The sequence below is a fragment of the Cupriavidus sp. PET2-C1 genome, assembly GCF_054515855.1.
Genome location: NZ_CM137260.1, coordinates 1,766,330 through 1,792,731 on the forward strand (window position 1 = coordinate 1,766,330; position 26,402 = coordinate 1,792,731).

Here is a 26,402-nt window from a genome sequence, read left to right on the forward strand (position 1 = left end):
AGTTCCCCCCCGCTTTATCACCGCTTTACCCCCGCTTCACCGCCGCAAGGTCGCACCCCAGAATACCAGCGCAACCGCACTGATCGCCGCGCCCAGCATGCAAACGCCGGACCATCCTGCGCGCGCATAGACATGCGTCGAGGCGATGGACCCCGCACCGCTGCCAAGCGCATAGAACAACATGTAGCAGCCCACCAGCCGGCTGTGCGCTTCGGGCCGCACGCGAAACACCATGCTCTGGTTGGTGACATGGATGGCCTGCCCGGCCAGGTCCAGCACGACGATGCCCGCCACCAGCAGCCACAGCGACTCCTGCGCAAATGCCAGCGGCGCCCAGCACGCCACCAGCAGCACCAGCGCGATGCCGGTGGTCCACTGCCCCAGCCCGCGATCCGCGAGGCGCCCGGCACGCGCGGCCGCCAGCGCGCCCACGGCGCCAACCAGCCCAAAGGCACCGATAGCGGTATGCGACATCGAATACGGCGGCGCGCTCAGCGGCAGCACCAGCGCGGTCCAGAACACGCTGAACGCGGCGAACATCAGCATGGCGAGCACGCCGCGGACCTGCAGCGTGCGCTCCTGCGCCAGCAGCGTGAACATCGACGCGAGCAGGCTGATATAGCGCATCTTCACCGGCGCGCTGGCCTGCCGCGGCAAACGGCGCGCCAGCAGCGCGATCATCAGCAACGCCAGCACGCCCGAGACCACATACACCGCGCGCCAGCCGGCAAGATCCGCCAGCGCGCCAGCCATGGCCCGCGCCATCAGCAAGCCGATCACCACGCCGCCCTGCGCGGCGCCCACCACGCGCCCGCGCTCGGCCGGCGCGGCGAGCGTGGCCGCGAACGCGATCAGTCCTTGGGTCATGGCCGTGCCCAGCAGGCCCACGGCGAGCATGCCTGCCAGCAATGCCGTGCGCGTCGAGGCCGCCGCCACCAGCGCCAGGGCAACGGCGAGCAACAGCAACTGCAGCAGAATCAGGCGGCGCCGGTCCACCAGGTCGCCCACCGGCACCAGCAGCAGCAACGCCAGCGCGCAGCCCGCCTGCGTGGCCGTGACGACGATGCCGACCGAGCCATAGCCAAAGCCGAACTCGCGCGCCATCGCATCCAGCAAGGGCTGCGCGTAGTAGACGTTGGCCACGCTGAGCCCGCACGCCAAGGCGAACAGCCAGACCAGCGACGACGGCATGGCAGACGGCGCGTCCGAGGTCTGCGCCAACGGTGCGGTGGCTAGGGTAGTGGCGGCGGCTGGGTTACGCGTCATCATGGATCCATCTGGTTTTATAAAGATACCGGACGAAGTCTAAGCCACATTGGTTTCTTTAAGCAACCAGATAGAGATAACCGCACATCAAATCGGCACTTTCAGGTGGCACAAAAGGCACTCCAGCAAAGTCGCCACATATATCGTATAGTCACGATATTAATTTTGTGAGAAGCGGATATATGTTTCGCCAACAGACGAAACAGCCCGCGCCTCCGATACCGGACAAACCCACGCAATGGACATCGACGCCATCCACAAGGCCCTGGCCAATCCCGTACGGCGCAGCATCCTCGCCTGGCTGAAAGCCCCGCAGGAGAATTTCGCCGTGCAGGACTATCCGCTCGAGCTGGGTGTCTGCGCTGGCCTGATCGACGCGCGCACCGGACTGTCGCAATCCACCGTGTCGGCACATCTCGCCACGTTGCAACGCGCCGGGCTGGTGACGTCCAAGCGGGTTGGCCAATGGATTTTTTTCAAGCGCGACGAGCAGACCATCCAGGCCTTTCTCGATCACATGCACAACGATCTTTGATACCAGCGGCGCGCGAGCGCCAACGCATGCACCCACGGTGCGCCACTCTCCTCGACACCCGGACAAACTGACATGACCTCTCTCTTCGACCCCATCCGCATCGGCAACCTCGACCTCCCCAACCGCGTCATCATGGCGCCGCTGACGCGCTCGCGCGCAGTGGGCGGCGGCCGCGTGCCCAACGCCCTGATGGCTGAGTACTATGTGCAGCGCGCCTCCGCAGGCCTGATCCTCAGCGAAGCCACCTCGGTCACCCCGCAAGGCGTGGGCTATGCCGACACCCCGGGCATCTGGTCCGACGAGCAAGTCGCCGGCTGGAAGGTGGTGACCGATGCCGTGCATGCCGCCGGCGGCCGCATCTTCCTGCAGCTGTGGCACGTGGGCCGCATTTCCGATCCGGTCTTCCTGGACGGCGAACTGCCGGTGGCGCCCAGCGCCATCGCGGCCGCGGGCAATGTCAGCCTGGTGCGCCCCAAGCGCGCGTTTGTCACGCCGCGCGCGCTGGAAACCGATGAAATCCCCGGCATCGTCGCGGCCTTCCGCCACGGCGCCGAGAACGCCAAGGCCGCCGGCTTCGACGGCGTGGAAGTGCACGGCGCCAACGGCTACCTGCTCGACCAGTTCCTGCAGGACAGCACCAACAAGCGCACCGACGCCTATGGCGGCTCGCTCGAAAACCGCGCCCGCCTGCTGCTGGAAGTGACCGACGCCTGCATCGACGTGTGGGGCGCATCGCGCGTGGGCGTGCACCTGGCACCGCGTGCCGATGCGCACGACATGGGCGACTCGGACCTGCCGGCCACCTTCGGCTACGTGGCGCGCGAACTCGGCAAGCGCGGCATTGCCTTCATCTGCTCACGTGAAGCGCTGGGTGAGCCCCGCCTCGGCCCCGCGTTGAAGAAGGCGTTTGGCGGCACCTATATCGCCAACGAGAAGATGACCAAGGAAACCGCCGAGCACGTGCTGCAAGCCGGTGAAGCCGATGCGGTGGCCTTTGGCCAGCTGTTCATCGCCAATCCGGACCTGCCGCGCCGCCTGCAGATCGACGCGCCGCTGAACGCGCCGCAGCCGGAGACTTACTACCACTCGGGCGCCGAAGGCTATATCGACTACCCCGCGCTTGCCTGAGCACGGTTGCCGGCCCGCGCTGGCTTGCATGAGCGCACGCGGCCAGGCGAACTGGCCGGGTTCGAGTAGTTGAACGGTTGAAAGGTTGAAAGGTTGAAAGGTTGAACGCCCCGCCCAGCGCGGGGCGTTTTCCGTTGATCGGGACGATTTGCGCGGATCGCCGTCGTGCCATAATCCGCAGCCATGGCACCCACCGAACAAGCAGACGGCCCGCAGTCAGACCCATCGCAGTTGCGCATCCATCGCGCGGAGTACACGCGGCGCATGAACCGCGTGCTCGACTATATCGACCAGCATCTGGACACGCCGCTCGATCTGGCCCAACTGGCAGACGTCGCGAACTTTTCCCGCTTCCATTTTCATCGCTTGTTCGCGGCCTGGATGGGCGAGACGCTGGGCGACTACGCGCGCCGGCGCCGGCTCGAGTCCGCCGCATTTCAGCTGGCTTGCAAACCCGGCGCCTCGGTGCTGGAAGTTGCACTGGCCACCGGTTTCGGCTCCGGCGAGGCATTCGCGCGCGCCTTCAAGCTCAAGTTTGGCTGCACGCCCTCTGCCTGGCGCGCCGGCGCGGCCGAACACCGGGCCACGCGGGTCGCGGCGGCGCGCGCGCGCCTGGCCAACCGCCATAGCAATCCGGATCAGGTCCTGCGCAACGCCGATCAGGTCGATGGCGGTGCCTTCATCGACCATGGCCTCTCCTGCCAAACAGATGGAGAGAGCAATATGGAAGTCCGCGTCATCGATCTACCCGAGGCACGTGTCGCCTACCAACGCCAAATCGGCCCCTACGGTCCGGCGATCGGCACTTTCTGGCGAGAAACCGTCGCGCCATGGATGCATGCCAACGGCCTGGCCGGGCAAACGTGCTACGGCATCGGCCACGACGCCCCCGGCATCACGCCGCCGGACAAGTGCCGCTACGACGCCTGCGTGGAGATACCAGAAACCTTCCAGCCCAGCGGCCGGGCCAGCATCTCCGTCCTGCCGGGCGGACGTTACGCCGTGGCGCAATTCAGCGGCGCCCCTGCCGCCATCGCCCAGGCATGGACCTGGCTGACCCGGGAATGGCTGCCGTCCAGCGGTCTGCAATGCGACGAGCGCCCGTGCTTCGAGCGGTTCTCGGCAGTGTCGGCGCTGGACGCGCGAACGGGCTCGCTGACCTGCGAGCTGTGTATTCCTGTGCGTGCGCTATAGCGCTGTGGAATTACCACCTGGATGAGAAGACCCACGAGACGATCTGCGCGGCGCTAAAGCGCAGGCGGGCATAGCGAGCGGGATCCCCCCGGACTCAAGAGAATGGCCGGAGCCGCCATGCGGCGCCCGGCCATTCTTTTCTTTACGCCTGGCGCTTAGAGTGGCTTATGTGGACGCCTCCCTCAGGGAATTGGGTGGGAGAAACGACATGAAACCGTCAACTGAACTAAACCAATCCCGATTGACACGGGGAGTCATATCAGCCTCCCGACCCTCGCTCCCCAAAAGCAAATACGTGGCTCGCCCATGCCTGACGTTCAATCGGCGAAAGCCGATGTGATCGCCTCCACGACGACACGCACTCTGGCCGTGCGCGCCAAGTCTTGGTGCAACACCAGCCACGCCTCGTAGGGCTTGGCCCGCTGGCACTCCGGCCATAGCCGCACCAGTGCGGGATCGCGCCGGGCCAGGTACTCGGGCAACTCGCCTATCGCCAAGCCGGCGCGCACGAAGGTCGTGAGCATCAGACTCGAATCCAGTTCGGCAACCACGCGACCCTGTGCCCTGGATTCACCCGCCAGCGTGTCGTCCTGCCGACCGGTCACACCCTCCTGGTAGAGCGCAATGTCGTGGCTCGCAAAGCCTTTTCCGGGCTGCGGTTCACCATGCTTGGCCAGATAGCCTCGGGTTGCGTACAGGCCAACTTCCCAGCAGCCCAGTTGGCGAACGATCAAGTCCGGTTGCTCCGGCCGCAGGGTACGTACAGCAATGTCGGCCTCCCGCCGCGCCAGGTCGAGCAGCCGCGTCGTGGTGCTCAGGATCACCCGCACCTCGGGATGGCTGGCGCGCAGGCGTTCAATGGCCGGAACCACGAAGTCCACCGCCAACGCGTCGGTGGTGGTCACGCGTACCTCTCCGGCCACGCGCGCGTCGGCACCTTCGCTGCGGCGCTCGAAGGAGACGGCCATGCGTTCCATGTCCTCGGCTATGCGCAGCACTTGCTGGCCGGTGTCGGTCAGCACCAAGCCGCCCGTGGTGCGCAGGAACAGCCGGCTGCCCAGCGCCTGCTCCAATCCGGTCAGACGCCGACCCACCGTGGTCTGGTCGATGGCCAGTTGCTGCGCTGCCCCGCGCAAGGTGCTGGCGCGCTGAATTGCCAGGAATATCCGCACGTCGTCCCAGTTCATCACTGCTCCATTGTCAATACTGCAAATATGCAGCCACAGGCTGCTGTTTTGTGCATTTTCACATGGAAGGCCTCTCCGTAACATAGCGCCCATCCCTTCTGAACCTTTGACGCGCAGCTGGCCCGCCTGGCTGCCGGGAGCTGCCATGCCTCGCTTACCGTTCATTCTGACCGTCGCCATGCTGAGTGCCTTCGGCCTGATTGCTTCGGACGTTTATCTGCCCGCCATGCCGAGCATGACCACGGAGTTCGGCGTCGCCGACTGGCAGATGCCGCAGACAATCTCGTTCTACCTGCTGGCACTAGCAATTGCCCAGTTGGCCTACGGGCCACTGTCGGACCGCAATGGCCGCAAGCCCGTACTGCTGACCGGCATCGCCCTCTACATCGTCGGCTCGGTGGGCTGTGCCACCTCAGCCACCTACAACGGGTTCCTGGCGTGGCGCATGCTTGAAGCAGTCGGCGCAGCTGCAGGCCTTGTCGTTGGCCGCGCCCTGATCGCCGACACTTGCGACAAGCGCACCTCCGCCAAGGTCTATGCGGTGATCTACCCGCTGGTGTCGCTGTCGCCAGCCCTGGCACCGGCCATAGGCGGGCACCTGGCAGCGGCCTTTGGCTGGCGGTCAGACTTCTTGTTCGTCGCCGCGTTCGGTGTCGTGGCACTACTGATGGTGATGACGCTGCTACCGGAAACGCTACCCATTGTTGCCCGCACCCGGACCTCTCCCTTTGCCGGCTTCAGTCATGTCCTGCGCGACCGAACTTTTCGCCGCTATACATTGGTGGTCTGCGCGATCTATTGCGCTTGGTTCGTCTACTTGACCCAATCGCCGTTTCTTTTCGCGCGCCAAGGCTTGAGTGAGGAACAAAGCGGCTGGCTGTACCTGCCGCTGACGGCCGGCATCATCGGTGCCAACCTGCTGGCCAAGCGGTTGCTTGATCGCTGGCTCTACGACCGCATCCTCGCTGCCGGCATCATGTGCTTCGTGCTTGGCGGCGTGGCATTCCTGGCCGTGGCGGCGCTGGGGCTCCATGGCGCAACCGCAGTAGTGCTACCGATGTGCCTGGTCAGTCTCGCCAATGGTTCGTCGCTGTCGCTGGCGGTGTCCGGGGCCATTGCAAGCGAGCACGGGTATGCGGCCACCGCGTCGGGACTGGTAGGGTTCTGTCAGATCGGCAGCGCCGCGCTGGTGGCAATGGGTGTCAGCGCGGCCTTCGGCACCGGCCTTGGCGTGCTTAGCGGCGCGGTGCTGGTGCTCGGCCTGATCGCGCTGTCCACCTGTCTGCCACGGCCTGGACGCCGGACGGGAGTGGTCTGAGTACCATCACGTACGCCTCTTGAATCCCCGATCCCCGGCCATGAACGCCTCCGGCATGTGGGGGATCAGTTTCGTCGCATCGACGGCTTCGCCGTAGGTCTGCGTGTGATCCAGTGCGTAGCAGGCATCGATCAGTTTTCTGCTTGCCTTGCCACCAGCACGATGCGTAAAATGAACAAACGTTCGTTCATATTATTCCGTTATGAGCCAAAATAGACATCAGACGGATCGTCGTACCGTCATCATGCAGGCCGCCATCGACTGCTTCATAGACAAGGGCTTTCACGCGACCAGCATGCGCGATATAGCTTTGGCTGCGTCAGTCAGTCTGGGCAACCTGTACAACTACTTTCCCGGCAAACAGGCTCTTATTGCCGAAGTTGCAAATCAGGAGCAGGCCGAACTAGCGCCGCTGCTACGCACACTCGAAAGAACCGCCAATCCATCAACGGAACAGGTAAAGCAGTTCCTTGCAGCATACTGGGCGCTTTGCCGGCAGCGCGAATGGGCGATACTGGGCGTTGAATGCCTGGCGGAAATCGCGCGAAGTCCCGCTCTTATGCCTGCGTTCGAGAACAATCGCAGGCAATTGCTCGATACCCTGACAAATGCAATCGAACGTGCCACGAAGCGCGGCGTGTTCAAACCGACTGCGCCCGCGCGGCTAGTGGCACAGGCAATGCTAGATATTGTTGAGAACGATGCCTTGCGCCAGGCGTTGATGGCGCAGGCAGAAACCGCCGGCTACCAAGACAATCCCTCTGTCCAGGCAATGGATGCGCTCCATCCAGGGCTCCTGCACGGCTTGCTTGGAACATGACGTCTGCTCCCCCCGCAAGACCGCGCCTGGATGGTCTGGATCTGGCTCGCTATCTGGCGCTGGCCGGAATGATACTGGTCAACTTCGGGTTAGCGATGCAGCCTGCCGCCCGTGGGCCGGCGTGGCTGGACGGACTATTGGGCTTCCTTGAAGGCAAGGCGTCAGCCACCTTTGTAGTGCTGGCTGGCATGGGCTTAGTGCTAGCAACACGCAATCTGGAGTCGACAACGGCACGCATATGGACGCTACGCCGTTCGCTATTCCTGCTATGTGCAGGATTACTTAATCTGCTGATATTTCCCGCCGACATCATCCACTACTACGCAATGTATTTCCTGCTGGTATTACCGTTGCTGCGAGCTAGGACAGCGCCGTTGCTCGCCACCATGTTGGCTGTGGCAGCTGTTTCATTGTGGGCTTTGCTGAACTCCGACTACAGTCAAGGTTGGGAATGGGCAGCGTTACACTACACCGACCTGTGGACGCCGGCCGGCTTCGCTCGTAACCTGCTGTTCAACGGATTCCATCCGGTGCTGCCATGGTTCGCGCTGTTTCTATATGGCATGTTGCTGGCACATCTACCACTGCAACGCGCCAGTACGCAATGGGCGTTGGCAGGAACCGGATTGTCGATGGCCGTGCTGGCTGGTGTAATCTCACACCTGTGCCAGGACAGCGCCTTTGCCTGGCTGCTAGGCACGGCACCTATGCCACCGGGCCCGCTATATCTGCTCATGGGCATTGGCTCCGCCAGCGCTGCCATTGGCGTTTGCCTGCGCATTTCCAGCCAGTGGCCCGGTCGGCCGTTGAGATTCCTGCTACCCGCCGGGCGCATGACCCTCAGCATCTATCTGGCACACATTTTCATCGGCATGGGCCTGCTGGAAACACTTGGGGCGCTGGATGGCAACTGTACTCTGACCGACGCCGCACTGGCCGCATCAGCTTTTCTGGCATTTGCAACAATCGTGGCCTGGGTTTGGAGTTTCAAGATGAGGCAAGGCCCTGTCGAACGCCTGATGCGATGGCTGACAGCCGTGCGTTAGACGCATGGATTCCGGTCACTTGCAAGCCGCTGCGCCATCGCCTCATGGCTACGCTCAACAGGCATGTGGCGATGACATGGTTTTGTTAGCCGCGCTTAATCAGCCTGGGCGCCCGAACGTTTCACCACCGCGCCCCATTTGTGGATCTCGCTGTCGACGAACTTGCCGGTTTCCTCCGGGCTCATCGGCATCGGCTCCGAGCCGCGGTCGGTGATGAACTTCGACAGCTCGGGCGACTGCAGCGCCTTCACCGTCTCCGCGTTGAGCTGGCTCACGAGCGCGGGTGGCAGGCCTTTGGGCGCCATCAGGATGGCCCAGCCCAGCGCTTCGAAGTCCGGCACGCCTTGCTCGCGCACCGTGGGCACCGACGGTAGCTGCGGCGTGCGCTTGGCCACCGTGACCGCCAGCGGCACGGCCTTCTTCGACTGGATCAGGGGCAGCGCCGCCGTCACCGAATCCACCATCAGCGGAATCTGGTTGCCGAGAAAGTCGGACTGCGCCGGGCCGCTGCCCTTGTAGGGGATGTGCACCATGAAGATGCCCGCCTGCGCCTTGAGCATTTCGGCCGACAGATGCTGGGTCCCCCCCACGCCCGCGCTGGCGTAGCTGTATTTGCCGGGCGCGGCCTTGGCCTTGGCGATCAGGTCGCGCAGCGAGACGATGCCGGACGCCGGCGTGGCGAGGAACACCAGCGGCACCGAGAACACGCCGGAGATCGGCTGGAAATCCTGGCGCGGGTTGTAGTTCAGCTTCTTGTACAGCGTCTGGTTGATTGCCATCGCGCTGCCGGCCATCACCAGCGTGTAGCCATCGGGCGCGGCGTGGGAAGCGATCTCCATGCCGAGGTTGCTGCCCGCCCCGGCACGGTTGTCCACCACCACCGGCTGGCCAAGCTGCTTGCCCAGCCGCTCTGCCAGCGCGCGCGCAAAGATGTCGGTGGCCTGCCCCGGCGGGAAAGGCACGATCAGCTTGATGGGCCGCTCGGGATAAGCGGCGTGGGCAAAGGTGGCAGCCGTCGTCAATGCTGCCGTGGCGGCGATGAGGGCGAAGGGCGTCTTCAAGGGGGCTCCTGCGTTATTGGTTTTATGTGTGGTGCTGGGTCTGTGCATGGCGCGCGGTGCATGGGAGCGGCCGCGCAGAGGAGGATTCTACGGGATGGCGCATCGCGGCCGCATCGCCGTCCTTCTGCCCTTGCATTTCCATATGCCGATTGCGGCGTTGGCAAGCCCGGGTGGCAGCCGTATGATGTTCCGCTCCCCCCCCTTTTTTTCCGGAGCGCCGCATGAACGCCGTCACCGAGCCGCTGCTTGCCTTGTCGGACCCGAGCCTGTCCCTCCCCGCGCTGCATTTCCCCGCCGTCCAGGCCGAGGTCTCGCCCGCTGAGTGGGCCGTGCGCGTGGAGCTGGCGGCGGCCTACCGGCTGGCGGCGCAGTTCCGCTGGACCGATCACATCTACACGCACTTCTCCGCGCGCGTGCCGGGTCCCGATGCGCATTTCCTGATCAACGCCTATGGCCTGACCTTCGAAGAAATCACCGCGTCCAACCTGGTCAAGGTCGATATCGACGGCGAGATCCTGCGCGACGACACTGGCCTTGGCATCAACCCGGCCGGCTACGTGATCCATAGCGCCATCCACGCCGCGCGCCACGACGTGGGCTGCGTGCTCCATACCCACACCGCAGCCGGCATCGGCGTGTCGGCGCAGCGCGATGGCCTGCTGATGATTTCGCAGCACGCCATGCGCTTCTTCGACAGGGTGGCCTATCACGACTACGAAGGCATCGCCATCGACCTGGATGAACGCGCCCGGCTGGTGGCGGACCTGGGCGAGCGCGACATCTTCATCCTGCGCAACCACGGCCTGCTGACGTGCGCGCCCACCATTGCGCAAGCCTTCCAGGAACTGCATATGCTGGAGCGCGCCTGCGTGGCGCAGCTGGCCGCGCAATCCGGCGGTGCACCGCTGGTGATCGCGCCCGATGCTGTGGCACGCAAGGTGGCGGACCTGGTGGCGAGCAATGCCGGCGGCCCCGTCACGCGCAAGCACTGGGCGGCCCTGCTGCGGCAGCTCGATCGCAGCGATCCGTCGTATCGCCAGTAATCGCCAGTAGTCGCCAGCGTGCGCCGTGGCCGGCTCAGCGCCTGTGGTCGAAGCGCCGCGCCAGCCGCTCGCCGCCGAACTGCACCAGCGTGACCAGCGCAACCAGGATCACGATCACGTTGAACATCACCGCGGTCTCGTAGCGCTCGTAGCCGTAGCGGATGGCCAGGTCGCCCAGGCCGCCGGCACCCACCGCGCCGGCCATGGCCGACGAGCCGATCATGGCGATCACGCTGACGGTTGCGCCGCCAACGATGCCGGGCAACGCTTCGGGCAGCAGCACGTGGCGCACGATGTGCCAGCGCCGGCAGCCCATGGCGCGCGCGGCCTCGATCAGGCCCGGATCGATCTCGTTCAGGCTGACCTGCGCAATGCGCGCAAAGAAGGGAATCAGGTGCACGCTCAGCGGCACCACCGCTGCCCACGTGCCCATGGTGGTGCCGACGATCAGCCGCGTCACGGGCAGCATCGCCACCAGCAGGATAATGAACGGGATCGAGCGGAAGGTGTTGACCAGCGCCGACAGCGTACGGTGCAGCCGCGGACGCGGACGCAAACCGCCCGGCGCGCTCAACGTCAGTACGATGGCCAGCGCCATGCCGCACACGAACACCACCAGGCAGGCGGCGCTCACCATCAGCAAGGTCTCGCCCAGCGCCTTTACGTACTTGTCAGCCATGGGCGGGAACATAAGCCTGTATCTCGATATTGGCGCGCGCACTCGCATACGACGCGTTGGCCGCCTTGGCGGCATGCATGGCATGGGCAAACTCGCCGCCGGCCGGCACCGGCAAATCCTGCCGCAGCGGGCGCAGCAGCGCCAGCGTGGCGGCGGCCCGCGGCTCGGCAAACACCTGCCACACGGTGCCCAGCTCCACCGCGCGGCCTTGATCGAGCACCAGCACGCGGTCGCAAGCCTGGCGGATCACCGCCATGTCGTGCGTGATCAGCACCACGGTCAGTCCGAGCGTGCGGTTGATGTCGCGCAGCAGGGTCAGGATCGATTCGGTGGTCTCGGGGTCCAGCGCCGAGGTGGCCTCGTCGCACAGCAGGATCTCCGGGCGGTGCACCAGCGCGCGCGCAATGCCCACGCGCTGCTTCTGCCCGCCGGACAGCGTGGCCGGATAGACCTGCGCCTTGTCGGCCAGCCCCACCAGTTCCAGCAACGCCATCACGCGCGGCACAATCTGCGCGCGCGGCACGCCGGCCACGCGCAAGGGCAAGGCCACGTTCTCGAACACGGTCTTGGCCGACAGCAAATTGAAATGCTGGAAGATCATGCCGATGCGCCGGCGCAGCGCCACCAGGCCGTCCTCGTCCAGCGCGCCCACGTCCACGCCATCCACGCGCACCTGCCCGGCGCTGGGACGCTCCAGCATGTTGATGGTGCGCAACAGCGTGGACTTGCCCGCGCCGCTACGCCCGATGATGCCGAAAACCTCTGCGCGCGCCACCGTGAATGACACCTCCCGCAACGCGGCAGCGGGCGCGCCCGGGTAGTGCTTGCCAAGCTGCTCGAAGACGATATGCGGCGGACTTGATTGCAGCGGGGGCGTCTGTGACACGATGAAAATCCTCCGGGAACAACTTGAACAACGTGAGCAACGTGAACAACGACATCCGCCGCATCAGAACGCCGGGATCACCGAGCCCTGGTACTTGGTCAGGATGAACTTGCGCACCTCGTCCGAGTGGTACGCCTTGATCAGCGGTGCCACCCACGGCGCGGCCTTGTCACGCTCGCGCACGGCGATCACGTTCACGTACGGGTTGTGCTCCTTCTTCTCCACCGCAATGCCGTCGCGCGTAGCAATCAGCCCGGCCTGGTAGGCAAAGGTGTTGACCACGGCGGCGGCATCCACGTCCGGCAGCGAGCGCGCCAGCACCACCGAGGCGCTTTCCACCAGGTCCAGCTTCCTCGGGTTGGTGGTGATATCGCCCAGCGTGGCCGTGCCGGTGTACGGGTCGAAACCCTCGCGCAGCTTGATCAGCCCATGATCGCGCAGGATCACCAGCGCCCGGGTCTGGTTGCTCGGATCATTGGGAATGCCCAGCCGCGCGCCCTGCGGCAGCGACTCCAGCGATTTGTATTTGCGCGAGTAAAAGGCAATCGGCGAGATCAGCGTGTCCGCCACCGCCACGATCTTGTAGCCGCGCTGGTTGATCTGGTCACGCAGGAACGGCTTGTGCTGGAACGCGTTGGCATCGAGATCGCCGTTGTTCAGCGCTTCGTTGGGGCTGGCGGTGCCGGTAATCACGATCGGCTCCACGTTGAGGCCTTGCTTGCGGGCCACCTTGGTCACCACTTCCCATATCTCTTCGTCCACGCCGCCGCGCACGCCGACCTTGATGGGCTTGTCGGCGGCCAGCGCCGGGGCGGCGCCGATGGCGAGCGCCGTCGTGGCGGCGAGGACCGTGGAGAAAATTGCACGCAGGTTCATAAGCCGTTCACCTCGAAGATATTGCTGGCGATGATTGAGCTGGCGAGATGCCAGGCAACCAGTCTAGGTAAGCGACGGCATGCCGGTCCAAGAATAAAACCGCAGTAGCAAATCCGGAAAACCTGCCAGTGTGGCCGCGTGGCAGCCGCGGCGACCGGAGGTCCAAGCGTGCGCGCGCCGCACGCATATCCATGCGCCGATTTGTTCCTTCCGCATGCCGGGCCGGCTGCGTAGAGTGACGGGTTTCCGTACGCCGCGCGAGCTGCACGGCTCGCGCCGCCCTCACCCGACGACTTCACCATGGCTTCCTCCCCGGGGCTCGCGCCCGCCTCCCCCATCCACAGCGAAGTCGATTTCGGCGCGCCGGGCAAGCACACCGGCTACCTGCGCCTGCCGCACTCCGCGCATCGCTCCGCCTATGGCTGGCTGCCCATTCCGATCGCCTCGGTACGCAACGGCGAAGGCCCCGCCGTGCTGGTGATGGCAGGCAACCACGGCGACGAGTACGAAGGCCAGATCCTGGTTTCGCGGCTCATCCGCGCGCTCACGCCGGAGATGGTGCAAGGCCAGGTGATCCTGCTGCCGATGGCCAATTATCCGGCCGCGCAAGCCGGCCTGCGCACATCGCCGCTGGACGGCGGCAATCTCAATCGCAGCTTTCCCGGCGACGCGCGCGGCACGCCGACGCAGGTCATCGCCGACTATATCGAGCGCTCGCTGCTCACGCGCGTGAGCCTGGCGATCGACCTGCACTCCGGCGGCAGTTCACTGCAGTACCACGGCGCCACCTTGTTTGCGCAGGCTGCGCAAGACGCTGCCGCCAAGGCGCGACTGTTCGACGCGGTGCATGCCTTCGGCCTGCCGCACACCTTCATCAATGAGGTTCCCAACCCGGTCGGCTTGCTGGCGGCGGCGCGCCGCCAGGGCGTGCTGGCCCTGCTGACCGAACTTGGCGGCGCGGGCATGGTGGATGCCGTGGCGCTGCAAGATGCGTGGCAAGGCCTGCTCCATCTGCTCGGGCACCTTGGCGTTGTGCGCGGCCCGCTGGTGCCTGCTGCGGCGCCGCACGCCACCCGCCTGCTGCGCGTGGACCGGGAACGCCATTATGTTTACGCGCGGGAAGATGGCATCTTCGAGCCACTGGTGCAGCTTGGCGATCGCGTGGACGCCGGCCAGCCCGCGGCGCTGCTGCATACGCCGCACAGCCTCGAGCGCGAGCCGGTGATCGCGCGCTTCCCGGCAAGCGGGTTGGTGATCTGCAAGCGCGTGCCCGCGCTCACGCAGCGCGGCGATTGCCTGTTCCAGCTGGCCGACGATTGATAAGCGCTTGCTCCGCACAAGGCGCGCATGCCGGCATCACGCCGTCGCTTTACACCTCACCCGTATGCATTCCCATGTCCAGGCTATCTGACTCACCACGCCGCACCCTCCTTGCGCTAGTGCTCACCACGCTGCTCGGCAGCACCGCCGTCCACGCCGACGCCACGCTGGATCGCGTCCACCAGCGCAAGACAATCAGCATCGGCGTCATCGTCAACGGCACGGGTGGCTTTGGCTCGATCGATCCGGCCAGCGGCGAGATGATCGGCTTCAACCCGGAGCTGGCCAGGCAGATCGCCAGGGACCTGGGCGTGCAAGCCGAACTGGTACCCGTGCAGCCAGCCAACCGCGTGCAGTTCCTGCAGCAAGGCAAGGTGGACCTGCTGGTTGCCAGCATGCTGCTGACGCCGGAGCGCGCCACGCAGATGGATTACGCCCCCACGCCGTACTATCGCAACGGCGGCACCGCGGTCTTTCTCAAGCGCAGCGGCATCAAGCGCTGGGAGGACCTGCGCGGCAAGCCGGTCTGCCTTTCGCAGGGCAGCAGCTACGCCAAGCCGCTGAGCGCGCAATACGGCGCCGAGCTCAAGGGCTTCAAAGGCATGTCCGAATCGCTGCTGGCGCTGCGCGGCGGCGCCTCGTGCGTGGCAGCCGTGCATGAGAGCGTGACACTGAACACGCTGGTGGCGCGCGATCCGGAATGGCGCGACTACGCGGTGCTGCCCGACGAGGTCGATCCCGCCCCGCAAGTGGCCTGGGTGCGCAAGGGCGAAAAAGACACGGCGGCGGCGGTGGACCGCATCATCCAGGGCCTGCACCGCTCCGGCCGGCTGATCGAGCTGGAAAACAAGGCCGATCTGCTGCCGCGCTCGCCGCTGCTGGCGCAATTGCACCGCAAGTTCAGCGGCAAGCCGTAGAGGCAACGATCTACTTCAGGTATTTCCAGGCGCCATTCTGGATCTGGACCAGCACCGCTGCCCGCTTGTCGTAGCCAACGTGGTCGGAGCGGGACATCGTCGTCACGCCTTGGGTAGTCACGACACCGCTGGTGCTCTCCAACGCGTCGCGCAGCGCGATGCGGAACGCCTCTGTGCCCGGTTTGCCCTTGCCAAGGGCGGCGGGAATCGCCGCACGCAGCACCAGGCCCGCATCCCAGACGTTGGCCGAGAAAATCGAGGCGGAGTTAGGGCCGTACGCGGCCTCGTAGCGCTTGACGAAATCCTGCGCGACGGGCCGCATCGGGCTGCCAGGCTCAAGCTGGTCCGCGACCAGCACCGGCCCGACCGCAAAGATCGCGCCCTCCGCATCCTTTCCGGCAACGCGCAGGAAGTCCCGGTTGGCAATGCCGTAGGTCTGGTAGACGCGTCCTTTGTACCCGCGCTCGGTGAGCGCTTTCTGCGGCAGGGCGCCGGGTGTGCCGGATGCGGCGACAAGGACGGCGTCCGGCTTCGCGGCGATGATCTTCAGTGTCTGCGCGACTACGCTGGTGTCCGTGCGGACATAACGCTCCGTGGCCACAAGCTTGATACCGGCCTTGTCCGCCAGCGGCTGGAGTGCGGACAGCCATGCGTCGCCATAGGCATCCGAGAAGCCCATGAATGCCAGTGTCTTCGTCCCGGCCTGTCGCATATGGTCAAGCGTGGCGCCGATCATCAGGTTCTCATTCTGGATCGCCTTGAATGCCCACCGTCGTTTCTCGTCCTGCGGCTCGACGATCCTGGCGCTGGCAGCCAGGCTCATCAACGGCACCTTGGTCTCGGCGGCAACGTCGACCAGCGCAATGGTCGACGGCGTAACCGAGGAGCCCATCACCACATCCACCTTGTGCTCATCCACCAGGCGGCGAAAGTTGCGCACGCCGACGCTCGGATCCGAGGTGTCGTCGAGGAGGATGAAGTTCAGCTTCTGCCCTGCTGCCTCCTTTGGCAGGAGGTCGATCGCGCGCTTTGCCGGCATGCCGAGCGACGCCGCGGGACCGGTCAGCGACAGGGTGACACCGACGTTGATGTCGGCACGCGCAGGGGTTGCTGCCAGGCCGGCCATGGCAAGCACGGCAGCCAGCATTGGGCGAGCGGGATGGAACATCGTCTTGTCTCCTTGGATGATCGCGGCCATCTGGGTGGCGCGTGTTGTGGTGCTTTTGCCAGGCGGTGGGGCTGCGCGGCGTGCTCAGATGTCCAGTTCCAGCTCGGGCGTCAGCGCCCGGGAAACGCAGATCATGATGGCGGTGTTGGCCTCGCGCTCCGCGTCGCTCAGCACGTAGTCCCTGTGGTCCGCCCTGCCGGACAGCAGGGGCACCTCGCAACTGCGGCACAATCCCTCGCGGCAGGAGAACGGCAACGGCACGCCGTTGTGCTCGAGCGTTTCGAGAATGGTGGAACCGGCGGGCACGGTGAAACGGCTGCCGTGCCGGCGCAGGACAACCGTGAACGCCTCGTCCGCATCGGCATCGGCATGGGCACTGGCCTGCTGCGGATCCGCGCTGAACCGCTCGAAATGCGTGGCAGCGCGTGGCACGCCTGCCGACTCCGCCTTGGCAGCCACCGCATCCATCAGTGGCGAAGGCCCACAGCAATACACGTGCCCGCCCTCGTGCAGCCCGCCAAGAAAAGAGGCAAGATCCGCCAGCGCACCCTGGCTTTCGTCATCGACATGCAGCTGCACCCTTTCCCCGTAGCGCGACAACATATCCAGGTAAGCCGCGCGCTGGCGCGAGCGTATGCAGTAGAGCAGTTTCCACGGCCGGCCGTTGGCCTCGCACCAGCGGATCATGCTGAGAATCGGCGTAATGCCGATGCCGCCGGCGATGAACAGATGCGCCGAGGCAGCCGCGTCGATGCCGAACAGCGAACGCGGCGCGCTCACGGCGAGCGCGTCGCCCTCCTTGAGTCCTTCATGGACATACCGCGACCCTCCACGCGACAACGGCGCGAGCCCCACGCCAAGGCAGTAGCGGTCGGTCTCCGCGGAGTCGTTGCACAGCGAGTATTGCCTGACGATATTGCCGGGCAGGTGCACATCGATATGCGCGCCCGCGGTGAACGCCGGCAAGGCGCCGCCGCAGGGGCGCCGCAGCTCGATGCCGAGAATGCCCTCGGCCTCCGCGGTCAGCCTGGATACGATCAGTTCGAGCATGCCGTGCTACCTCTGCGCGGACGCTGCCGCTTCCTCTTCGAGCTTCTGGTTCACCGCCCAACGGAATTGCGAAAGCGCGGCGTCGATAGAAAACGGCATCATCTTGAAGTTGGGCTCAAGCTCAAGGCTTCGCTGCTGCGCCGAGATGATCTCGCGGTCTTCGTCGAACGCGGTGACCACGCTTTGGTGAATCGACGCGGTGACTTCCGGCTTGTCGATGGCAAAGTTGTGCGGATGGGCGAAGAAGTAATGCGTGGAGTTTTCCGTCTCCGGGGTGATGGCCTGGCAGCCACGGAATTCGGCGGCATCGACGCGCACGCCCGCCGGCGCGCCCGTGCCGGTGGGAGACATGCCGGAATCCATTAACAGGATGGCGGGGATCGTGAAGTTGTAGATGTTCCAGCGATCGACCTTCCCGGGATAGTCCTTGACGGCCTTGGCGAAGGCGGGCGCTTCGGTATTGATGGCCCAGCGCGTGATCCGCACGCCGCCATCGATACGCTCCACCTTGGGCTGCACCGCGGCATAGTCCTCGCTGCCGCCCAGGGTGGTGGGGTGAACGAACGGCAGGTGCGAGAAGTCCAGCAGGTTGTCGCAGATCAGCAGGTAATTCACGTCGTAGTGGATGTAGCCGTCCAGGCTGCGCCAATCCGGATGGTCCAGCCACTGCGTATCCGGGATCAGCGACGGATCGGCATTGTCCGGGTCTCCCATCCAGATCCACACCCAGCGGTGTTGCTCGACGATGGGGAACTTGCGCACCTTGGCCTGCGGCGGGATGCGTTCCTGCGCGGGCGCCTCGATGCATCTGCCCGCGCTGTCGAACTTCAGGCCGTGATACATGCAGCGGATGCAATCGCCTTCCCTGCGCCCGACCGACAGCGGCGCGCCACGATGGCAACAGCGATCCTCCAGCGCGACGATGCTGCCGTCTTCCTTGCGGTACATCACGACAGGCACGCCGATGATGGTGCGGGAGAACATGCCTTCGCCAGGGATTTCCTTATCCCAGGCGGCTACATACCAGGTGTTTTTGATGAACATGCGGCGTTCCTTGGAGCGTTCACTTTGCGCCCGTGCGGAAATTCGGGGCGCACGTTGCCATGCACGCATTGCTTGCAAGCGATGCGTGTTGCGGGCGTTAAAAAAGGCGAAGGGTCAGGGTGGCGGCAATGCGCCTTGCGGGCCGGGACGCGGGTGGCGGCGGGTGCGGGCGTGGGGTGTCATGTCTTGTCTCCAGTGCGGCGACCCATCTCCGGGGTCCTTGACTGCAGAATAGATTTGGAGGAAACATGCGTCAACGTCATCCCCCTAATAGCGAGAATGTACGCCATGCATGCAGATGAGCTGGACCTCAACCTCCTTACGGTGTTCGATGCGATGCTGCGGGAGCGCAGTGTGACCAAGGCCGCGCAAGAGCTGGGCCTGACGCAAAGCGCGATGAGCCACGCGCTGAACCGGTTGCGCGCCTTCTTCGACGACCAGTTGTTCGTCAAGACGCCGGCAGGCATGATGCCCACGCACAAGGCGGAGGAGCTGACCGAGGCAATTGTGGGCGTGATGGCCACTGTGCGGCAGCAAGTGCTATCGCAGTCCCGCTTCGATCCGCTAGCGGCACGGCGCACGTTCAACCTGTGCATGACCGACATGGGCGAACTGGTCTTCCTGCCGCCGCTGATCAGCAGGCTGCGCCGCGAGGCACCGCACTGCAAGCTGCGCACGTTGCAGGTTCCACTACAGCAGATCGAGGGCATGCTCGGCACGGGCGAGGCCGACCTGGCACTGGGATCGATTCGCGCCGCGCCGGAAGGCTTGTTCCAGCAGCGCTTGTTCATGCACTCGTTCGTGACCATCGTGAGCGCGCGCAACCAGGAGGTTGGCGACGCCCTGACGCTCGAGCAGTTCCAGCGCATGCCGCAGATTGTGGTCACGCTGTCCGGGCGCGCCAGCGCAGCGTATGACAGCGCGTTTGACGACCATGGCATCCAGCGCAATATCTACCTGTCGACGCCGCACTTCCTGGTAGTGCCGCTGCTGATGGAGCAGCAGCCGGACCTGATCGCCACGGTACCGCTGGAGCTCGCCAACGTCTTTGCCCGGTACGGCACGGTGCGCGTGATGCAGCCGCCGGTGGCGCTGCCGGAATTCGCCATCAAGCAGCATTGGCATCCGCGTTTCCACCATGACCCGGCAATCATCTGGCTGCGCGAGCTGGTGAAACGGACCTTCGAACACTATCCACGGGTCGACGATGGCGAGGATGAAGCGGCGGCGCCTGCGCCGCAACCCAAGCGGCCCCGGCGCGTGGCAAAAGGAAAGTAAGCGGCGGCTCGGCTATCCGTTCCCCGCGGCTGCCTCTATCGGCTCTATCGGCTCTATCGGCTCTATCGGCTCCATCGGCTCCATCGGCTCCATCGCGCCGAACCGCCACGACAACCGCCGCGCCGCCTGCAACAGTGTCCCAGCCATTGCGCCGTCCGTACCGCTGTCAAAGCTGCCCGATGTGCCAATCAGAGCGATGACGAGCGCGATGCTGCCGGTGTGGTCGAACACCGCCGCCGCAAGCGTGTCGATGCCGGGCACGGGCCGGCTCAGCGCATTGTCGATCCGCTGCGCGCGGATTTGCGCCAGCCGGGCCGCGTACGCTGGCGCAAGCGCTTCGCCCGCGCCGCCGTCGGCTTCGACGACATCCGATGCCCGTGCACCTGCGAGCCGCAGCGCGTCCTGGCCCAGCAGGCCGATCAGCACGGGCTCCGGCATGTGCGCCGCGAACAGCCGGCCGATCGCCGTATTGACCAGCGACAGCACGGTGCCGACCCGCAGGCTGACGTGCTGCGGCCGCGCGGCTTCCTCCAGGCGGACCACGGTCGGCCCCAGCGGGCCAAGCACTGCCATTGCCACGCTCAGGCTGGTCGCGCCCGCCAGTTCGATCACTTCTGGCTCAGCCTCGCGGGTTGGCGAGAGCCGCTGCAAGGCGATCAGCCCGAGCTCGAGGCCCAGTGGGCCGGACAGGAAATTGCCCGCCGCGTCGCGCGCCAGCAAGCCGATCTTCTGCAGGCTGACCAGATGCGGGAACGCTTTGGCGGGCGGCATGCCGGCCGCGCGTGCAAGGTCGCGCAAGGGCAGCGGCCGCCCGGCCGCGACCAGCGCGGCAAGCAACTGGCCGGTGTTGTCCAGCGACTGGATGCCGCGTTGCGGCTTGGCGGCTCCGCCCTGGCTGTCGTCGATTGGCATGGGGGCGGGTGTCATTCGGTTTCGTTAGTGGCGTTAGTGGCGTTAGTGGCGTTAGTGACGTTAGTGGCGGCAATCGCGTCACGGATGGCCGCGGCGGTGTCCAGCAATGCGACAGCCACGGGGCCGCGCCAGCCCACATCGATGGCGCCGGTCGATCCCACCACGGTCAGCGCCAGGCGCAGCCGCCCGCTGGCGTCCAGCACCGGCACGCACAGGCTGCTGACGGCGGGGCTTGGCGCGTCGATGCTGCGCTCGATGCCGCGCTCGCGGATAGCGGCAAGGTCCGCACCGAACGCGGTGGCGTCCACGGCGAGCGTGTCGCCCGCGTGCTGTTGCGCCCAGATCGCCTGCCACTGGCCGGGCGGGAGAAACGCGCAGAACACGCGGCCGGTCGCCGTTGCCGACAGCGACATCACCGTGCCAACGTGCAGGTTCACGTGCAAGGGCGAGCCAGCGTGCGCATAGCGCACGATGGTGGGGCCATGCGGGCCGGCGGCGCAGATCGCCACACTGAACCCGCACGAGCCGGCCAGCGCGGCCACCAGCGGCACCGCCGCCCGGTAGGCCGGATCGTGGTCCAGATACAGCATGCCGAGCTGCAGCGCGAGCGGGCCCGGCTCGTAGCGCCCGGACAGGTGGTCGCGCTTGATCAGGCCAAGCCGCACCAGGCTGACCAGGTAAGTGTGTGCTTGCGCGGGTGCAATCTGCACGCTGGCCGCAAGATCGGCCAGGGCCATCGGTGCGCGGACATCGGCCAGCGCGCGCAGGAAGCGGCCGCCGACTTCCACGCTCTGGATGCCGCGCTGCGCCTTCTCCTCGCCGCCGGCGTCCGCGATGTGGTCCTCGGATCGCGTTGATCGCGCGGATCGCGCTGGTCGTGCTGATCGTGGCATTCGGCCCCCGCTTGAAAACCCAGATAGTAATCGACCGGGCGCCATCCGCCCGGCAAGACCGAGGGTTTCCCCTCGGATTTCTGCGACTTGTTTGTGCCTTACCCGCCTCGCCCCTCCAGTTAGTCAAAAACAATACGATTTGTTATTGACTAATTTTGCTGCAATTCCTAAGATGGCCTTACCCCGATACCGGTGCAGTTATAGAGTGAATACGGGGCGAGACAGTCCCCCGCTATGCAGTGATCCGCTCCGGCGCCTGCTGTCTCGTCTTTCCCCCACGCAAGACAAAAGAGATGAGGCAAGCATGAGCAAGGCATTCGCATCCCAGGCCGACCTGGAAGCCAAGAAAGTCACCTTCACCCAGCTCTCCGAGAACGCTTACGCGTACACCGCCGAGGGCGACCCCAACTCCGGCGTGATCATCGGCGACGACGGCGTGCTGATCGTCGACACCACCGCCACGCCTGCCATGGCGCAAGACCTGATCGCCAGGATCCGCTCGGTGACGGACAAGCCCATCAAGTACGTCGTGCTCTCGCACTACCACGCGGTGCGCGTGCTGGGTGCTTCGGCCTACTTCGCCGAAGGCGCGCAGCAGATCATCGCCAGCCGCGGCACCTACGAGATGATCGTGGAGCGCGGCGAGGCCGACATGAAGTCGGAGATCGAACGCTTCCCGCGCCTGTTCGCCGGCGTGGAAACCGTGCCGGGCCTGACCTGGCCGACGCTGGTGTTCGAGAAAGAAATCACCCTGTACCTCGGCAAGCTCGAAGTGCGCATCGCCCATCTGGGCTCGGGCCACACCAAGGGCGACACGGTGGTCTGGCTGCCCTCGCAGAAGGTGCTGTTCTCCGGCGACCTGGTGGAGTACGACGCAGCCTGCTACTGCGGCGACGCGCAACTCGAGCAATGGCCCGCCACGCTCGACGCCTTGCAGGCGCTGGGCGCCGAGAAGCTCGTCCCCGGCCGCGGCCCGGCCCTGACCAATCCGGAAGAGGTCAAGAAGGGCATCGAGTACACCAAGGATTTCGTCACCACGCTGTTCCAGGCGGGCAAGGAAGCCGTGGTGGACCGCCTGGACCTGAAGAGCGCGATGGCCCATACGCGCAAATCGATGGACCCGAAGTTCGGCCACGTCTTCATTTACGAGCACTGCCTGCCGTTCGACGTGTCGCGCGCCTTCGATGAAGCCAGCGGCATCCAGCATCCGCGCATCTGGACCGCGCAGCGCGACAAGGAAATGTGGGCCGCGCTGCAAAACTGAAGGCCAATCGCCGCATAGATGGAATGGCCGTACAGAGTGGATGGAGACACCAGCATGAGCAACGATTACCAGAACCAGTCATTTGAGTACCGACCCTGCCCCGAGCAACGGCAGGCGCACCCAGGCAAGCCGCACCCCGTGATCGTCGTCGGCGCCGGGCCCGTTGGCCTGGCCGCCGCGATCGACCTGGCCCAGCACGGCGTGCCGGTGGTGCTGGTGGACGATGACTGCACGCTGTCGAGCGGATCGCGCGCGATCTGCTTTGCCAAGCGCACGCTGGATGTCTTCGACCGGCTCGGCTGTGGCGAACCCATGGTGGACAAGGGCGTGCGCTGGCACGTCGGCAAGGTCTTCGTGCGCGACGAACAGGTCTACACCTTCGACCTGCTGCCGGAGGCCGGCCACCAACGGCCGGCCTTCATCAACCTGCAGCAGTATTACGTCGAGGGCTTCCTGCTCGACCGCGCGCGCCAGTTGCCGAACCTGGAGATCCGCTGGAAGCACAAGGTGACGGGCATCGAACAGCATCACGCCGGCACGCCTGACGCGGCCGTGGTGCTGACCGTCGACACACCGGACGGCCCCTATGCGCTCACCGGACGCTACGTGGTGGCGGCCGATGGCTCGCGCAGCCCGCTGCGCAACCTGCTGGGCCTGGACAGCAAGGGCCGCACGTTCAAGGATCGCTTCCTGATCGCCGACGTGAAGATGGAAGCCGAATTCCCCACGGAGCGCTGGTTCTGGTTCGACCCGCCTTTCCATCCGAACCAGTCGGTGCTGCTGCACCGCCAGCCCGACAATGTCTGGCGCATCGACTTCCAGCTCGGCTGGGACGCCGATCCCGTGCTGGAAAAAACGCCGGAGCGCGTGATTCCGCGCGTGCGGGCGCTGCTTGGCCCGGACGCGAAGTTCGAGCTGGAGTGGGTCAGCGTCTATACCTTCTCCTGCCTGCGCATGGACAGCTTCCGCCATGGCAATGTGCTGTTTGCCGGCGACTCCGCGCATGGCGTTTCGCCGTTCGGCGCGCGCGGCGCCAACAGTGGCGTGCAAGACGCGGAGAACCTGGCGTGGAAGCTGGCGTACGTGATCCAGGGCCGCGCGCCGGACAGCCTGCTCGACACCTATGCGAGCGAGCGCGAATATGCCGCCGACGAGAACATCCGCAACTCGACGCGCTCGACGGATTTCATCACGCCGAAAAGCACGGTCAGCAAGGTGTTCCGCGATGCCGTGCTGGCGCTGTCGAAGAAGCATGCGTTCGCCCGGCAGCTGGTGAATAGCGGGCGGCTGTCATTGCCATCCGTGCTGCGCGATTCGGCGCTCAACACGCCTGACACCGGCGACTTTGCCGACACCATGGTGCCGGGCACGGCCTGCGTGGATGCGCCGATCTCCGGTGCACAAGGCCAAGGATGGCTGCTGCCGCAACTAGGCGGGCAATTCACCGCGCTGCTGTTCGGCACGCCCGACACCGACAGCCTGGCCGCCTTGCAACGGCTGGGACAAGGCGCGCTGCCGCTCAGGCTGGTCGTGGTCAGCGCGGATGCCCAGTGCGCAACATCGCCCGGCATAACGGCGTGGCACGACGCCGAGGGGCTCGCGGCGCGGCGCTACGACGCGCGGCCCGGCACGCTGTACCTGATCCGCCCCGACCAGCATGTCTGCGCGCGCTGGCGGCGGGTCGACATCGCCGGCATCCAGCAGGCCATGTCACGCGCGACCGGCAACTTGCGAGGCACGCAGGCCGGCGCACCAGCTGCGCAAGCGCCCGCTCCGGTAGCGGCATGAATCCCGCGGCGACATTCTGAGTCAGAGAGACAGCAATGGCACTCAACACCCAACCCAACCTGGCGCGCGCCGACGACTTCTACGAGGCCCTGATCGACATGCATCGCGATCTCGACGACGGCCAGAGCCAGGCGGCCAATGCGCAACTGATCCTGTTGCTCGCAAATCATATCGGCGACCACGACACCCTCGCCGCCGCCATGCAGCTCGCGCGGCAGGGCGCGGCGCCGGAGATCGGCGCGCAAGCCTGATCGCGGCGGGCGCGGCCCGCTGCCCGCTTCCACTCATTGCCAATACGCGCCAGACGTCGGCATCCAGGGCCCAGCCGGGCCCGCGTTCCCGGAGACAATCCATGACCTATCCCTCTGCAGGGGCCATTGCGCCCCCGGCTTGTGCTGCCCGCGACGAAGACGCGCTCTATCGAAAGATCTGGCTGCGCATCATTCCTTTCCTCTTTGTCTGCTACGTCATCTCCTTCCTCGACCGGATCAATATCGGCTTTGCCCAGCTGCAGATGAAGCAGGACCTGGGCTTCAGCGATGCGATGTACGGGCTGGGCGCTGCGGTGTTCTATGTGGGCTACGTGCTGTGCGAGGTGCCCAGCAACATGCTGCTGGCCCGCTTTGGCGCCCGCCGCACCTTCACCCGCATCATGTTGCTGTGGGGCCTGGCATCGGTCGGCATGATGTGGGTGTCGACACCCACGCACTTCTATACGCTGCGCTTCCTGTTGGGCGTGTTCGAAGCCGGCTTCTTCCCCGGCATCGTGCTGTACCTGACTTATTGGTTCCCGGCGCGGCGGCGCGCTGCCGTGATGGCCATCTTCTTCGCGGGCGTTGCCGTGGCCGGCGTGCTGGGCGGGCTGGTGTCGGGGTGGATCATGCGCGACATGGCCGGCGTGCTCGGGCTTTATGGCTGGAAGTGGATGTTTGCCATCGAGGGGGCGCCCGCCATCGTGCTCGGGCTCGCCGCCGCGGTGTTCCTGGTCGATGGCCCGCAGCAGGCGAGCTGGCTCACCGACGCGGAGAAGGCATTGCTCGCCGCGCATAACGGGCCGGCCGGACAGGCCACGCGCGCGCACTCGTTTGGCGCGCTGATCGAGGCGTTGCGCAACCCGCGCATCTACCTCTTTGCCTTCATTTACTTCGCGCTGACCTGCGGCTCGCTGACCCTGAGCTTCTGGATGCCCCTGATGATCCGGGACTTCGGCATCACCGATGTGATGTCCATCAGTCTTTACTCTGTCATCCCGAACGCCATCGGCGCCGTCGGCCTGATCCTGATTGCCCGCCACTCCGACCGGCGCGGCGAGCGGCATCGCCATTTCGTGGCCTGCACGGTAGGCGGCGCGCTGGCACTGGCGCTGCTGACCCTGCACCTGCCCAGCTTCGCGGCGATGCTCGCGTTGCTGTCCGCCGCGTGCGTGCTGATCTTTGCCGCGCTGCCGATCTTCTGGTCCTTGCCGCCAAGCCACCTGCCAGCCCACACCGCCGCCACCGGCATTGCCTTTATCAGCAGCATCGGCATTACCAGCGGCATCGTCAGCCCGTGGGTGATCGGGCAGATCAAGACGCACACGGGCAGCATGGACAACGCGCTGTACCTGCTCGCGGGGTTGCTGCTGGCCAGCGGCGCCGCCATGTGGGCGGGCGTGCCGAAGGCCGCGCCACGGCACTGATTGCCGGCCAGCCGCTGGCCAGCATTAGCCCCGGGGGCCAGTTGGCCCCCG

25 protein-coding genes and 1 pseudogene are annotated in these 26,402 nt (G+C 65.6%); 14 read left to right on the forward strand and 12 right to left on the reverse strand.

Annotated elements, in window-relative coordinates:
• Window positions 1-36: 36 nt before the first annotated feature.
• Complete coding sequence (locus ACX12D_RS27940) at window positions 37-1,266, reverse strand: MFS transporter (RefSeq protein WP_459376546.1); 1,230 nt, start codon at window positions 1,264-1,266, stop codon at window positions 37-39.
• Between the two features lie 238 nt (window positions 1,267-1,504).
• On the opposite strand from ACX12D_RS27940, the gene ACX12D_RS27945 reads away from it, so the two are divergent.
• The 3 genes from ACX12D_RS27945 (at window position 1,505) to ACX12D_RS27955 (ending at window position 4,123) form a co-directional block, all read left to right on the forward strand.
• Complete coding sequence (locus tag ACX12D_RS27945; RefSeq protein WP_459374301.1) at window positions 1,505-1,801, forward strand: ArsR/SmtB family transcription factor; 297 nt, start codon at window positions 1,505-1,507, stop codon at window positions 1,799-1,801.
• Between the two features lie 72 nt (window positions 1,802-1,873).
• Window positions 1,874-2,929: an alkene reductase gene (locus ACX12D_RS27950; RefSeq protein WP_459374302.1), complete on the forward strand. Its 1,056-nt coding sequence runs from the start codon at window positions 1,874-1,876 to the stop codon at window positions 2,927-2,929.
• A 264-nt stretch (window positions 2,930-3,193) separates the two neighbouring features.
• Entirely contained in the window at window positions 3,194-4,123 is a 930-nt protein-coding gene (locus ACX12D_RS27955; RefSeq protein WP_441640809.1) for an AraC family transcriptional regulator, read from the forward strand.
• Between the two features lie 317 nt (window positions 4,124-4,440).
• On the opposite strand, the gene ACX12D_RS27960 is transcribed toward ACX12D_RS27955, so the two are convergent.
• A complete protein-coding gene (locus ACX12D_RS27960) occupies window positions 4,441-5,310 on the reverse strand; it encodes a LysR family transcriptional regulator (protein WP_459374303.1) in 870 nt (289 codons plus the stop codon).
• Window positions 5,311-5,416: 106 nt separating this feature from the next.
• Between ACX12D_RS27960 and ACX12D_RS27965 the strand changes: the two genes are divergently transcribed.
• A complete protein-coding gene (locus ACX12D_RS27965; RefSeq protein ID WP_441640807.1) occupies window positions 5,417-6,628 on the forward strand; it encodes a multidrug effflux MFS transporter in 1,212 nt (403 codons plus the stop codon).
• 6 nt (window positions 6,629-6,634) lie between these two features.
• Here the strand turns inward: ACX12D_RS27965 and ACX12D_RS27970 are convergent.
• Window positions 6,635-6,811 (reverse strand): annotated as a pseudogene (locus ACX12D_RS27970) (DUF2274 domain-containing protein); the annotation flags it as partial.
• A gap of 61 nt (window positions 6,812-6,872) precedes the next feature.
• Between ACX12D_RS27970 and ACX12D_RS27975 the strand changes: the two are divergent.
• Window positions 6,873-7,448 carry a TetR/AcrR family transcriptional regulator gene (locus ACX12D_RS27975; protein WP_459374304.1) on the forward strand — a complete coding sequence of 192 codons (576 nt, stop codon included), beginning with the start codon at window positions 6,873-6,875 and terminating at the stop codon, window positions 7,446-7,448.
• A complete protein-coding gene (locus ACX12D_RS27980; RefSeq protein WP_459374305.1) occupies window positions 7,445-8,494 on the forward strand; it encodes a DUF418 domain-containing protein in 1,050 nt (349 codons plus the stop codon). The genes ACX12D_RS27975 and ACX12D_RS27980 overlap by 4 nt, the downstream gene beginning before the upstream one ends.
• Before the next feature lie 95 nt (window positions 8,495-8,589).
• On the opposite strand, the gene ACX12D_RS27985 is transcribed toward ACX12D_RS27980, so the two are convergent.
• A complete protein-coding gene (locus ACX12D_RS27985; RefSeq protein ID WP_459374307.1) occupies window positions 8,590-9,555 on the reverse strand; it encodes a tripartite tricarboxylate transporter substrate binding protein in 966 nt (321 codons plus the stop codon).
• 221 nt (window positions 9,556-9,776) lie between these two features.
• Between ACX12D_RS27985 and ACX12D_RS27990 the strand changes: the two genes are divergently transcribed.
• Complete coding sequence (locus tag ACX12D_RS27990) at window positions 9,777-10,598, forward strand: class II aldolase/adducin family protein (protein ID WP_459374308.1); 822 nt, start codon at window positions 9,777-9,779, stop codon at window positions 10,596-10,598.
• Between the two features lie 34 nt (window positions 10,599-10,632).
• Here ACX12D_RS27990 and ACX12D_RS27995 read toward each other — a convergent pair whose 3' ends face one another.
• The 3 genes from ACX12D_RS27995 to ACX12D_RS28005 all read right to left on the reverse strand — a co-directional run bounded on the left by ACX12D_RS27995 (window position 10,633) and on the right by ACX12D_RS28005 (window position 13,039).
• Window positions 10,633-11,289: a methionine ABC transporter permease gene (locus ACX12D_RS27995; RefSeq protein WP_150984309.1), complete on the reverse strand. Its 657-nt coding sequence runs from the start codon at window positions 11,287-11,289 to the stop codon at window positions 10,633-10,635.
• Window positions 11,270-12,163, reverse strand: a complete 894-nt coding sequence (locus tag ACX12D_RS28000; protein WP_459374309.1) for a methionine ABC transporter ATP-binding protein — start codon at window positions 12,161-12,163, stop codon at window positions 11,270-11,272. The genes ACX12D_RS27995 and ACX12D_RS28000 overlap by 20 nt, the downstream gene beginning before the upstream one ends.
• Before the next feature lie 63 nt (window positions 12,164-12,226).
• Entirely contained in the window at window positions 12,227-13,039 is an 813-nt protein-coding gene (locus ACX12D_RS28005; RefSeq protein ID WP_459374310.1) for a MetQ/NlpA family ABC transporter substrate-binding protein, read from the reverse strand.
• A 300-nt stretch (window positions 13,040-13,339) separates the two neighbouring features.
• On the opposite strand from ACX12D_RS28005, the gene ACX12D_RS28010 reads away from it, so the two are divergent.
• Together ACX12D_RS28010 and ACX12D_RS28015 are read left to right on the forward strand one after the other, a co-directional pair.
• Window positions 13,340-14,359 (forward strand): succinylglutamate desuccinylase/aspartoacylase family protein, encoded by a 1,020-nt coding sequence (locus ACX12D_RS28010; RefSeq protein WP_459374311.1) that lies wholly within the window; start codon window positions 13,340-13,342, stop codon window positions 14,357-14,359.
• 74 nt (window positions 14,360-14,433) lie between these two features.
• Entirely contained in the window at window positions 14,434-15,276 is an 843-nt protein-coding gene (locus tag ACX12D_RS28015) for a transporter substrate-binding domain-containing protein (protein ID WP_459374312.1), read from the forward strand.
• A 10-nt stretch (window positions 15,277-15,286) separates the two neighbouring features.
• Here the strand turns inward: ACX12D_RS28015 and ACX12D_RS28020 are convergent, their stop codons facing one another.
• The 3 genes from ACX12D_RS28020 to ACX12D_RS28030 all read right to left on the reverse strand — a co-directional run bounded on the left by ACX12D_RS28020 (window position 15,287) and on the right by ACX12D_RS28030 (window position 18,538).
• Entirely contained in the window at window positions 15,287-16,423 is a 1,137-nt protein-coding gene (locus ACX12D_RS28020; protein ID WP_459374313.1) for an ABC transporter substrate-binding protein, read from the reverse strand.
• A gap of 105 nt (window positions 16,424-16,528) precedes the next feature.
• Entirely contained in the window at window positions 16,529-17,494 is a 966-nt protein-coding gene (locus ACX12D_RS28025; protein WP_459374314.1) for a PDR/VanB family oxidoreductase, read from the reverse strand.
• A 6-nt stretch (window positions 17,495-17,500) separates the two neighbouring features.
• Window positions 17,501-18,538 (reverse strand): aromatic ring-hydroxylating dioxygenase subunit alpha, encoded by a 1,038-nt coding sequence (locus ACX12D_RS28030; RefSeq protein ID WP_459374315.1) that lies wholly within the window; start codon window positions 18,536-18,538, stop codon window positions 17,501-17,503.
• A 288-nt stretch (window positions 18,539-18,826) separates the two neighbouring features.
• Between ACX12D_RS28030 and ACX12D_RS28035 the strand changes: the two genes are divergently transcribed.
• Window positions 18,827-19,816 (forward strand): LysR family transcriptional regulator, encoded by a 990-nt coding sequence (locus ACX12D_RS28035; RefSeq protein ID WP_459374316.1) that lies wholly within the window; start codon window positions 18,827-18,829, stop codon window positions 19,814-19,816.
• Window positions 19,817-19,828: 12 nt separating this feature from the next.
• Here the strand turns inward: ACX12D_RS28035 and ACX12D_RS28040 are convergent, their stop codons facing one another.
• Entirely contained in the window at window positions 19,829-20,728 is a 900-nt protein-coding gene (locus tag ACX12D_RS28040; RefSeq protein ID WP_459374317.1) for an IclR family transcriptional regulator, read from the reverse strand.
• Window positions 20,729-20,739: 11 nt separating this feature from the next.
• Entirely contained in the window at window positions 20,740-21,621 is an 882-nt protein-coding gene (locus tag ACX12D_RS28045) for an IclR family transcriptional regulator (protein WP_459374318.1), read from the reverse strand.
• A 304-nt stretch (window positions 21,622-21,925) separates the two neighbouring features.
• Between ACX12D_RS28045 and ACX12D_RS28050 the strand changes: the two genes are divergently transcribed.
• From ACX12D_RS28050 to ACX12D_RS28065, 4 genes are all read left to right on the forward strand, one after another.
• The gene (locus ACX12D_RS28050; protein ID WP_183035123.1) at window positions 21,926-22,885 is read left to right on the forward strand and encodes an MBL fold metallo-hydrolase; all 960 of its coding nucleotides are present in this window, start codon (window positions 21,926-21,928) and stop codon (window positions 22,883-22,885) included.
• A gap of 54 nt (window positions 22,886-22,939) precedes the next feature.
• Window positions 22,940-24,673 (forward strand): FAD-dependent oxidoreductase, encoded by a 1,734-nt coding sequence (locus ACX12D_RS28055; protein ID WP_459374320.1) that lies wholly within the window; start codon window positions 22,940-22,942, stop codon window positions 24,671-24,673.
• A 35-nt stretch (window positions 24,674-24,708) separates the two neighbouring features.
• A complete protein-coding gene (locus ACX12D_RS28060; protein ID WP_459374321.1) occupies window positions 24,709-24,924 on the forward strand; it encodes a DUF2783 domain-containing protein in 216 nt (71 codons plus the stop codon).
• A 101-nt stretch (window positions 24,925-25,025) separates the two neighbouring features.
• Complete coding sequence (locus tag ACX12D_RS28065; protein WP_459374323.1) at window positions 25,026-26,351, forward strand: MFS transporter; 1,326 nt, start codon at window positions 25,026-25,028, stop codon at window positions 26,349-26,351.
• Window positions 26,352-26,402 lie beyond the last annotated feature (51 nt).